Consider the following 10,870-nt stretch of genomic DNA (forward strand, 5'->3'; position numbering starts at 1 on the left):
ACCTGCCGTAACTTCGAGACAATCTCTTCGGGCTTCGGTCTCTTGTTTGCCATTCGTGGTCCTCCGTTTCCTAAACATAACGGTGGACCAGTTCAGTTGGGGAGGCTCATATTACTACTACAATATGACCCGTCTGGCGCAGGCTAAATGCTATCCCTAATGCGCGTGCCTCACGAAAACTTGAACGAATAACTTCAAATACTTATATGTTGATTAGCGGATTTGTTAGGAGTTATTCTATGCCTTTTCCTGTTTTTGCCATTGCAATACCGGTTCTTCATTACTCAGGCGCTTGGATCGCCTCAACGGGGGCTGCGGGATATCTGGCCGGGACTCTTTCGAGCACTTGGATTGGGGCATTTGTTCTCGGCAACAGCACATTGCTGGGCAGCCTCGGGCTTGTTTCAGCGGCCGGAATATTTGGGGCAGCTGGAGGCTTGGCTTCATTGTCGACATCCGCCGCGCTTGGGGTCGGATCTGCCCTGACAGCCGTCGGCCTTGGAGGGGTCGCAAATTCTCTAGGTCTTGTGCCGGCAGCGACCTTTCTGGGGCTGACTCCCGTGGGATGGGCAATAGCCGGTGCCACAGCGACCATTGTTGCTGCGATTGGGTACTATGCCACGCACAAGACCATGCGCAGGATGAACGAGGAGAGAGCGAAAGGTGGGCTGGGCCCAATTACGATTTCCCAGCTTGTGGCAGAAATCAGGCTTCTCGAAGCGAATTCACTGGAGGCACTTCTAACGAAGTTATCTGAGGAGTTACCAAGTGTATCGCTCTCGACCGATGGGCAGAACGTCTCGGTCGACGGCCAGGTGTTTTCGCTCCGACGTTTGAAGTATGTGGTTAACCAAGATGGTTCTGAGGAAGTGGTCATTGTGACCCGCACAGGTCGCAAGAAGCGTATTCTGCTAGTAAAGCCCGCCGATGATCTGGAAGCGCTTCTAGAATGAGACGGCCGTTTTAGCGTTAAGAGCGCGTGCGTCGGAAAGCAATGTACCTGTAGCGCCTGACATCAAAGTTGAACCTTAGAAACAAAATTGAACCTCCCGAAAGCAGCGGCGAGAAGTTTTTCTTCCTAAATGAGAATTTGTGGCCAATGTCATATGCACTTTGTTTAACATTTGAAGCCGTCACGCTAACCTTCCAATCACCGCATATTACATCGTTGAAATTACGGCTACAGGGTAAGGAATGAGTCGAGAGAACGTATTTTTGCCATTGGACACACGACGCGCTCGCATTTCCAATCTCAATGATCAAATTAAAGTGATGCAGAAAAGCCTGCAATCTATGTCGCGCGAAATCGAGGACTTCCAGAACTTCATTCCAAAAACTTCAGAAAAAAAACTTAAGAAACTTGAGGTCAGGATCCTGAAGTTGACGCGAAGCGACGCAGATTTTGAGGATGCAAAGGCAAGGCTTGGAAGAAATCTCTCGGACCTGCGTGCGAAACAGGTCAGCCCCTTGATGCCGTGGAGATACTTCGGGAGAGCTCAGAGAGAACTGCGCGGTAAGGCTAAGGGACTGCAAAGCGAAATTTTGGCCATCGAAGACCGATTGAAGGCTGTTAGAGTGTCGCTGAGCAAGACGAAGAAGGATGTCGGCGCTGCAAAAACGCGTATCCAGTGGCATAAGGCTTTTGATTGTGGAGCGGCGAAGGAACGCGTTTCGAGGGTTGAAGCAGAAATTGAGCTCGTCAAAGTGGCCCGCAAAGTTCATCAAGGTGAGCTCGACAAGCTTGAAGCGAGTATCCGGCCCCATAGAGGCGAGTATGATCGATTAACGTCAGAACTTGCCAACGCGAAGTCTGACATTGTAACCGCCAAGGACCTAGATAGGCAGCTCAGCGACGCTCCAAACTCCTACGAACGCGCAATGATCCATGAGAAATGTGAGAATAAGTTCGGGGAAGGTAGACCGAGGAAGGTCATCAGCGATAGACAGAGAGCCATTAGAAAACTTGAGAACAACATTCCAAAGCTTGAACGACGAATTCGTGAAGAATTTCAGAAGATCGAGCGAGAGATCACGCATTTGCTAATCGATGGCAACAATGTCTGCTACGAAGGTCAAGACTTCATCGGATTAGAGGCAATTTTGGCGCTCCTCAAAGCCTTGGATGGCCGTTTCAAAGCAACAGTGGTATTTGACGCGTCAATTCGTTCGATGCTTAAGACAGACAATCAAGGTATTGAGCGGGCATTGGGGAAGGCTGTCAAAACTCACGTTGCGCCAACACGAACGGCCGCAGACGAATTCATCCTCAAATTGGCCGGACGAGATAAAACGACTTTTGTTCTGAGCAATGATCGATATGCAGAGTATCATGACTACGACGTGGTAAAATCAGGTCGCGTCCTTAGATTTCTCATCGCCAATGGCATGATAATGGCCAACGATCTCGACGTGACAACCCCTTTCTGACATCATCACCTTCCGGGCGATTTAGGGTATTTAGCAACAAAGGATTTCTGGTTTATCGATGCCATTCAGGAGCGAAGATGAACAAGAAATCCGGAAAGCTCTGATGAAGGACACATCACTATTGATTTACTCATGCACGAGCGCACGCTTGCACTGCTCTCGGTACACCCGCGACAGTGGCCGCAGAGTAAATTCGGCCTGGGGAAAGGGGAAAGGGCAATCCGGCCCTCAGCCGATTTCCTCGCGATGACGTAACGGCTTTTGTTGTCTAGGATCGTGGACAGGTAGAACCAACCCGGCGGATCCTGTTGGCGTAAACAATTGATCTGGAGGTCAGGCGCAGTGTTCTCGCAAGTATGCGGTAATGCACTGTAAGTACGCTGGGCTCAAGCCTCATAATCAGAAAATGATGGTCGCGGTCTCCCGGCGCCAATGATGCAGCACCCAAAGCTGCTTGAATACAACCGACTTTTGGCGGCCTCGATTTATTAGGCTTAGTGATGCTGACTTTGTTGGTCGCTTGTTCGACTTCACTGAAGGAATGGGTGGACAGGTTCATCCTGTACCACATCTGTACCATCGAAAAAATGTGGACAAGGTTCGAACCCAGTGATGTTTCGAACGTCAGCTCTAGCAGCTTTGCTGTGAAATTCTGGCAAAAGCTTCACGTTCGTCGTCACTTAGAATCAAACCATATTTGAGAACGACCCGACGAAACCTGGTAACATACTGACACCGGAAATCGACCTTAGGAGGCAACCACTCATCGGGCCCCATGGCTCCCTTGTCTTGATTAACCTGATCATGAACGATGAAAAGATTTGCCGGGTCATTCCCAAAATCCTTACGTCTTTGAGACGGCCATTTATCAGCCCCATGCTCCCAAGCCCATTTCAGTGGGACTAAGTGGTCGATGTCCACATCGTCAGCCTGGTAAAAGGTCTTTCCGGTGTATGAGTCCACCCATCTACCTCTGAATACTGCACACCGGTTGCGCGTGTAAGTCACCTGGCCGGTGGACATTGTGGCCAACAGCTCATGCCGAGTGTTCAGGCAGTCCCCATCTCGATCTTCCCAGCCGCCAAAAAGAGAACGATCATACCGAGCCGTTTTCGTCGCTTCTGTTTCGATCTCTTGAATGAGAGACTCCCGATTTGGTGTCGCACTGAACACCACCCGACGTGAAGCAATCTTGTCCTCTTTTCCATCGCGCAACACTGGGCGCACTGAGGAATAGCCGACTGCGATCAAGTGTTTGCGCGCCCAATCAAGAACCTCCGAATCCGTCACAAAATCCATACAGGTCTGCAACACAGCCTGTGATCTGCGCTGACTGAGATCGAGGTTGCCCAGATAGGCCTGTCTCGGCGAAGAGCCTGATCGCCACTCGGATGATGCGTGTCCTTCGATTTTGACCTCGGAGACATCTACGCCTGAGTTTTTCAGAACTGCGAGCCAGGGGCTGCAAGCATCCGCCAAAAACTTGGCTAAGACTGGAGTGATGTTGGCCTTGCCCTGATCGAACAGAACGGTATCCGGCAGGATAATCGCCCCGTTTTCATCGATCTGTCCGCCTATACTGGAGACAAGCCCACCAAGCTCCGCCCGCAGGGCGCCAACCAAGGCCGCCTCTTGAGCCTCCGCGTTCTTGATTTTGGCTGAGATGTCTTCAAGCTTTTGCCCGGCCTGTTCCAGAACTGCCAGAGTTTGCGCCGTACGGAGAATATCCTCCATGGTACGGCCATCTTCCTGGAGGGCCTCTAGTGCTTGCGCGGTTTTCTCCAGGTCATCTATCGAGTGCCCCGAATTTTCCAGAGACTCGATGATCTGGGAGACAGCAAGCAGCTCCTCAACGCTGCGTCCACTCTCTTCGAGCGCCTCCGAGATGTCGCTACTGTCGATCAGGTCGGCGATCCTGCGACCAGACTCCACCAATTTCTCAAGGACGGCCATCTCTTTCAGAATTTCCTGAGCCTCTTGGCTTTCAACCATATCCGCCAGGTCGCGCTGCATGTCCTCAGGAAGAGATGAGGCTGCATCAACCAGACGAAGAACTTCGCCTTTGTCAATAAAACGCCATTTTTCCTGCGGTTTCTCCACGGAAGCCGGCGAGGAGAAATCCACCCCACTCTCCTTCAGTTCAGCAAACGCTTTGATCGATCCATCTTGAGCGCCCACCAGTACTGTCTGGCGCTGTTCGTACGGGAGTTCCTTAAACGCCTGAACCTCAGGCGTATTCTCTTTTTCTGTTTCCCACTGCCAAAAGGCAAAAAGGAGAAGGAGTGCGAAGGCGATCAGTATGAATGCCTCCGCCATAGTGAGGCCCATAATGGCGCCGCGGCGATAACTCCGATTGAAGCGGGAGGCATCCGCCATCACTCAGATCTCCGGGATCGACCTTCCCAAGGGCCTGGCCTGGTCGGCCTGACGGTAATTGGGCGTTCCGCAACCTCCTCCAGATCCGATTGACTCTCTTCGCCCGTATGAATGGAGTCGTCCTGCACAGGCTCAGTAGAAGGCATTTTCTCTAGACGCTCTAGGAAAGCATCAAGAGCTGGAGCCATGCGTTCAGTCATTGCGTCTGCTGCTCGCCGGGTGACCTTGATGTATTGCCCCATTGCAGCGTCATGTTCTTGCATCGTCTTTTCAGCAGTCTCCATTCCGGAGACGAGTCGCATCCTTCTTTCAAGCATCGCCTCGATGGATTCCACTTCTTGGTTATTCATTTGCTCTTTGAGCTTCTGAAGCTCTTTCAGAAACTCCTGCATCTGTTTCTGCTGAGCCTGATTGTTCTCGAGGATGGATTTAGAAATGTCTGCAATCGCATTTTGCGCGGCTTCCGAAAACGCCCTCTCCATCGCCTCCGACAATGCCTTAGTGCTTTTGGTGAGTTCTTCCATGTGATCCTTAAAAAACATCTCAGTAGACATGCGGATCCGTTCGTCGCGTTCGGAGGCTAATTGCACTGACTCAGTTGAATATGCCTTCATTTGTGAGAGCATGCCTGACATGCCCTTGCGGAAGTCGAGAAATGAGCGATTGACGTCAGCACGCACTTCCCGTTCGCGAGCCACAAAATCCGGGCGCATCTGCATCATCAATACGCGTAGGAAAACCCCTGCAATCGTCGACGACAAAGCAACGCCAAAGCCTGAGATGACATCAGGGATGTCGACTGGCCGCCCACCGTTAATGGTGGGGTCAGCCATCTGATAGAGCGTGTACGCCAAGCTCGCCAACGTGAAAAGAAAGCCCAGATAGTAACAGTTGTCCCCGATAACCTCAGGTTCAATCCTGACCCTACCTCCGGCCCACGACAAGAAAGCATAGCCAACGAGCACTGTTGCCGCAAACCCGGCAACGACAAATGGATGGAGATCATAAACTTTGAGGACAACACTTCCCACCACCCCAACAAGAAAGGCGACAATGAATACGAACCTGTCCAGCGACTCCTTGGGCGCAACTGCATGTGTTTGACGTGGCAACATTCAAAGATCCCCCAGAGAACTGACGGAAGGCGGCCGGCTGCCTTGCCGGTCGAAATAACGTGTCCAGAAGCCCTCGACGACTTCACGGGATGGGATGTTTCCATCCACGCGAGGTATTCGCAGGATTTCGATGCTTGTGTTGGTCAGGTTACCAGCAAGTCTCTGCTCGCCGTTTTGCCCGATAAAGTAGTCCCAACCTTGCCCTCGATAGAAGCTGAGGTTGTCGCTGTGCTGAAGCATGTCTGAGACGATGATGATCTTCCGCCGCCCGCTTGCTCGACTGAAACCAGGTGTATTTACCACAAGAGACTGCAAAGCTTCCATGATAGGAGACTGATTTTCTACATTACTAATCAGAGTGGTCTCAAGTGTCTCATTGACCGGTCTCAGAAAATCACTGCGGTATTGATCGGCAATAAGTGCCGGGTTCTCATAAAGGACGCTTGCCTCGTCACCCGTTTCAGGCTTGCACTTGGCAAAGAGCGCACCCCAGCGCGATGAGTCTTCACTGACCACGCCCAGAGCAATCATCGTGTCTGTGCTGGATGCTTCAATTTCATTGTTGACGATGGCTTTGAGCCGCGTCTGCTGCGTTTCATTTAAAGGGTCCGTCAAATCCAGAAGAATTGCGGTCACATTGATTGGTCCGCCTGCATGGCAAAGCGTCCGCTCATCCATCTTGCCGTCAGACAACAGCATTTGGGCTGCACCAAGAACGCCCCCAATGACCAGGGAACAAGCACCTATTGCGAAATACCAGATTAGGTTGCTCTCACCCCTACGGAAGCCTCGCCGCCGGCGGCTTCGAGTTTTTCTCTTTCGAGCCATCAAGCGGTCTCCTTACTTGCATCGCCAGGAACAATCTTCAGACCTGAAGAGCTTTCGGCTGCATTTTCTTTTTTCAGGTCGTGCCGCTTTCGCTCGATATGCGTGCCCTCAAGCTCGTCTATTTCGTAGTGGCTGTTCACAGCCTCGTTGAAAACTTCAAAGATCTCCTTGATGGCGTTGTTGACCATTTCGGACACTTCCTTGACCTGAGCCTCTGCTTCTGACCGTCGCACCTCGTCGGCGGTAGCTGGTTCGAATTTCTCGAAAGCGAAGTGTTTGTTGAAGTAAGCCGGCGGAGCCTCTTCCCGCGCCGACTTGTTGGCATCCCGATAAACGGCAAGGAGATAGTTGGCGGCAATATCGCATTGCTCCAGGAAGGGTGAGAGGTTGGCCTGCAACGCCTTTTGGCCATAAAGGGCATCTACAGAGTCGTTGACATGGCGATGGACCTCCTCATTGGCCAAACGCAAGTTTTCCACGGCCTCATCGCAATGAGCACCAAGTTCTTCGATGGATTCTGAAAGATGATCGCTGTAATTCTCTCGTGCTTTGACAACGCTTTGACTCACCTTGGAATAGCCCGGGTAGGGGTCTGAGCTGCTATAACCTTTTAGAAACGCTGCAACAGAAATAAGGAAACCAAGAGTGAGCAACGCATAGGACTCCATCGTATGGAGTTGTATCGTGTTCTCTCGAAGGGTGGTTAAGGCCGCAATGCCGGCCTCCCTCCAATCGCCGATCATTTCAACGGCATCGCGGAAGTGCGCGACTGCCAGATTGTACCCCGTGGCAAAGGATACCCACATGGCCGCAAAAATCAGGCCAAACATCTTTTTCAGAGTATTTCGGAAGCCTCGACAATTGATGAAGCGCGCCCCGGAACCCAACAATGAGCTCGCGCCGACATTGATGAGCGAAACCATAACGGCCGCAAGCCATCCCCCCATGTATCCGAGCGGGTTCTTCTGGGAGAAAAGGTACGCGTTCATGAGTGACTCCCCCAAAATTAGAATGAGAGAGATCGCGATAAGCTTTGGCCAACCGGTTACCTCTTTGGCTGGCCGTGCCAGACCATTTTTCTCGCGAAAGTCCTTTCTCCAGGCGAACGCTTCCTGCACACGCTCACGAGGCGTGACCATCATGGCGTTCCACTTGGTCACTTCTTCCTTAAAGCGCGCCTTGGAATCATTGGCTTCGGTTTCGACCTGCATGCGCGCGGAAACTGCTAGGTTTAAGCGCTCTGAATAAACACGTCGGTTGGTTTCATAGTTATCCAACCCACGTCGCCGAAGTTCTTCAACTCGGGCGACAGCTTTCAACTCGATATGATCCAGGGATTTCGAAGATGTTTCCGGCTGATTGACTTCGCCTCTCTCGCGACCTTCTCCCTTCAAGTCCAGATCACTCGCTAGACGTTCCTTGTCGATATCAGGGAAAACCGCGGAAGCTGGAATGAACTCGTCAGAACGAAAAATGTCAGACAGCTTGTTGAGCACTTGGTCCCCCAAATTTCTTAGTTGTAATTGGCTCAAGTATTTGAAAAATTTCAAATTGTTTGAGTTTCATTGTGATACTGAACACCAAAACCGTTGGAATAGCAATAAGATCTCCGAGGGATTTCTGCGCTCGCCTTCATGCATCTAAAATGGATGTTTTCTTCAGAAACTGAAGTGGATTAAACTCTTCTCAGTGCTCCCACCTGAGCTCTGGTCCACCAAAAAAGTTGAAACCGTGGCGGAAACTTAGGATTGTTGAGCAGGCCAGCAGAAAAACAACATTAAGAGGCTTCAAGGATCTTCGAAAGTGCTTCATCCTTGGACCGAACGTCAATTTGATTTGAGCACCCAATGACAGGCAGCGATCTTTTCACCCGAGTGGATTTTCTAAATTGGCGTGACTCGCAGCTGGAAGAGATCACGCTTCAGGCGGAAACGGCCTTCCCTGAACTGCTCAAAACCATCGACGCGAAGATCGACGAAGCTGGCACGACTGATCTTGCATGGTCCGAATTTCAGATCCGTGACGAAATTTCTGAGATCTGTAGCACTTGGGCGGAGGAGCAGGCCCAAAAAGCTCTCGCCCACACCGAAGATGCATTGAGTGACCTAAAGGAAAAACTTGCTCTTGAGTTTACGCGCGACCCCGATCTAAACGACCGATTGGCAGCAATTGCACCCGCTCTCGCGAGCGCGGGCTTGGCTGCGGCATCAATCGCCGCCATCCCAACGGTTGTTTCATTTGCTACAGTTTCTTCCAGTGTCTTGGCTATTGTAGGTGTTTCTTATGTCAGTTGGCCTCTTTTCACTGTCGGCGCGGTGGCGCTTGGCGCGACCGCACTAATAAGTCGAAGTCTTTTCGATACCGCGGTTGAGAATTGGAGGGAGTCACTACGTGCTCGTGCACACACGCACGCAGGTGAGATAGTTTTTGGCTTGGGCGCACCTGTGGACCAACGCACAATTCTCGAAGACATTCAAGCGCTGGCCATTAATGCGGCAGCCAACAGCATGGACCTACAATGAATACTCTTCTCTACGAAATTCCTGAGAAATTTGTCTCTCAAGTTTCTGGCGGCCAAGCCAAAGTTGTGGGAGCCCTGATAAAAGATAGATTAACCGGCCAAGTTTTGGCTCATGTACAGCCGACCAGTGCATTTGAAAAGATACTTGGGAGCGCTCTTCAAGGTGTCAGCTCAACCATATCGCAGGGCTTTAACCCGTTAGGTGTGCTCACAGCGGTTCAGAATGAGCAGATCAAGTCTCGGCTCGCCAATATCCAAACTTCGTTGGGTCTGATGCAGAACCTTCAGATCGGCACGCTGGCAGTCTCTGGCTTGGGCCTGGGCGTTTCGGTTGCCGGCTTTGCAATGATGCTACACAGACTTAAGGGCATTGAGGCGCATCTGGTTGATCTGAAGGAACGGATAGACCTAGCCACTGCGGAACGGCGAAGTGACGACATACAGGGAATTTTTGCGGTTATTGCGGCCGACTTGGAAGCCGTCGATACGCTCCATGCCCGGCGAGATGCGAGCCGAGTCGCTGAAGAGCTTCAGATTTCCCTTTCACGTTCAGCTTCTCGGCTACAGCCTCATTTTTCACGCTTATCCGAGAACCACGAGGACATGACTGTCGAAGACTTGGACTTGCTATGGTCACTGGCCGCAGCAATAAGGCTGTGCTCCGACGCAAGCTTTAAAGCTTTGTTCCACATAGATGAACTGGCTGTAGCTGGTGAAATTGCCAGAAAACAAGCCGAGCGATTTGCTCAACTCAGTGCGCCGTTGTCAGCTGACCGCCTGGCACGGCTTTGTGCCCGATCCGCCGAGAACGTCGAAATGATGAGCGATATGCGAAATATGGCCCTAGCAGCAGCTCAAGTCTTGGTTGGAGGGCTGCGGCAGTCTGCAATTCAGGCAGAAAGTCAGGCATCACTTGCATCGATACTCATCGAGCGCGGAGCATCAGGACGGCAATATCTCGAGGAGTTGGAAACGGAAACAGAAGCCCCCTTGCTCTATTTGCCAGGTTAATCCCTGAGAAACTAAGTGTGCCCGCAGATTTTTCGGGGGAAGCGTGCCAAGCCTGGTTCTGGTGATGCGAGCCTGGATCCGAACAATATCAGGGAAACGGAAAAACGTGACGGTTCCACTCACCGCAATTGTGACGGGCATTTCGTTCGGAGTTCTCGCTGAGGTCGGTCGTTGATTGGCGAAATTAGTCACGCCAAAAATGTGGAGGGTCTGACGGATGCCGCGCGATCCCGCGACTCCAAGCACAGTGACGGCGAATGCCTATCGACTGGCCAAGACGGATACGGAACATTGTATCGCCATGTGGGCGGCTTGCGAGTTGATGTCCCTGCATGACAAACGATCAGAATCTTTGAGTGAATACGCGAATAGTTGGGCCAAAAAGGCTCAAACAGCGAGAAACTATTAAGAAAGGTTTGGGGAGGATCGTGCGTGAATATCTCCCAGACAGACGAGGAAATGGGTAGGGCTTAAGCAGAAACTGAGCCTCCCCAACTGAACTGGTCCACCGTTATGTTTAGGAAACGGAGGACCACGAATGGCAAACAAGAGACCGAAGCCCGAAGAGATTGTCTCGAAGTTACGGCAGGTT

General features: G+C 51.5%; 8 protein-coding genes. 4 read left to right on the forward strand and 4 right to left on the reverse strand.

Annotation, left to right across the window (positions count from 1 at the left end; all coding sequences use genetic code 11):
* Positions 1-239 precede the first annotated feature (239 nt).
* Both ACR0MS_RS20165 and ACR0MS_RS20170 read left to right on the forward strand, forming a co-directional pair.
* Positions 240-953 carry a hypothetical protein gene (locus ACR0MS_RS20165; protein WP_480578040.1) on the forward strand — a complete coding sequence of 238 codons (714 nt, stop codon included), beginning with the start codon at positions 240-242 and terminating at the stop codon, positions 951-953.
* Between the two features lie 241 nt (positions 954-1,194).
* The gene (locus tag ACR0MS_RS20170) at positions 1,195-2,427 is read left to right on the forward strand and encodes a hypothetical protein (protein ID WP_480578043.1); all 1,233 of its coding nucleotides are present in this window, start codon (positions 1,195-1,197) and stop codon (positions 2,425-2,427) included.
* Between the two features lie 630 nt (positions 2,428-3,057).
* Here ACR0MS_RS20170 and ACR0MS_RS20175 read toward each other — a convergent pair.
* From ACR0MS_RS20175 to ACR0MS_RS20190, 4 genes are all read right to left on the reverse strand, one after another.
* The gene (locus ACR0MS_RS20175; protein ID WP_480578055.1) at positions 3,058-4,803 is read right to left on the reverse strand and encodes a GmrSD restriction endonuclease domain-containing protein; all 1,746 of its coding nucleotides are present in this window, start codon (positions 4,801-4,803) and stop codon (positions 3,058-3,060) included.
* Positions 4,803-5,918 carry a BAR domain-containing protein gene (locus ACR0MS_RS20180; protein ID WP_480578046.1) on the reverse strand — a complete coding sequence of 372 codons (1,116 nt, stop codon included), beginning with the start codon at positions 5,916-5,918 and terminating at the stop codon, positions 4,803-4,805. The genes ACR0MS_RS20175 and ACR0MS_RS20180 overlap by 1 nt, the downstream gene beginning before the upstream one ends.
* Entirely contained in the window at positions 5,919-6,617 is a 699-nt protein-coding gene (locus ACR0MS_RS20185; protein WP_170353219.1) for a hypothetical protein, read from the reverse strand.
* Positions 6,618-6,745: 128 nt separating this feature from the next.
* Positions 6,746-8,242 (reverse strand): hypothetical protein, encoded by a 1,497-nt coding sequence (locus ACR0MS_RS20190; RefSeq protein WP_480578051.1) that lies wholly within the window; start codon positions 8,240-8,242, stop codon positions 6,746-6,748.
* A gap of 351 nt (positions 8,243-8,593) precedes the next feature.
* Between ACR0MS_RS20190 and ACR0MS_RS20195 the strand changes: the two genes are divergently transcribed.
* Entirely contained in the window at positions 8,594-9,268 is a 675-nt protein-coding gene (locus ACR0MS_RS20195) for a hypothetical protein (protein WP_170353217.1), read from the forward strand.
* Positions 9,265-10,278 carry a hypothetical protein gene (locus ACR0MS_RS20200; RefSeq protein ID WP_170353216.1) on the forward strand — a complete coding sequence of 338 codons (1,014 nt, stop codon included), beginning with the start codon at positions 9,265-9,267 and terminating at the stop codon, positions 10,276-10,278. The genes ACR0MS_RS20195 and ACR0MS_RS20200 overlap by 4 nt, the downstream gene beginning before the upstream one ends.
* The last annotated feature ends 592 nt before the right edge of the window (positions 10,279-10,870 follow it).

Source organism: Ruegeria sp. CJ2 (genome assembly GCF_056536745.1).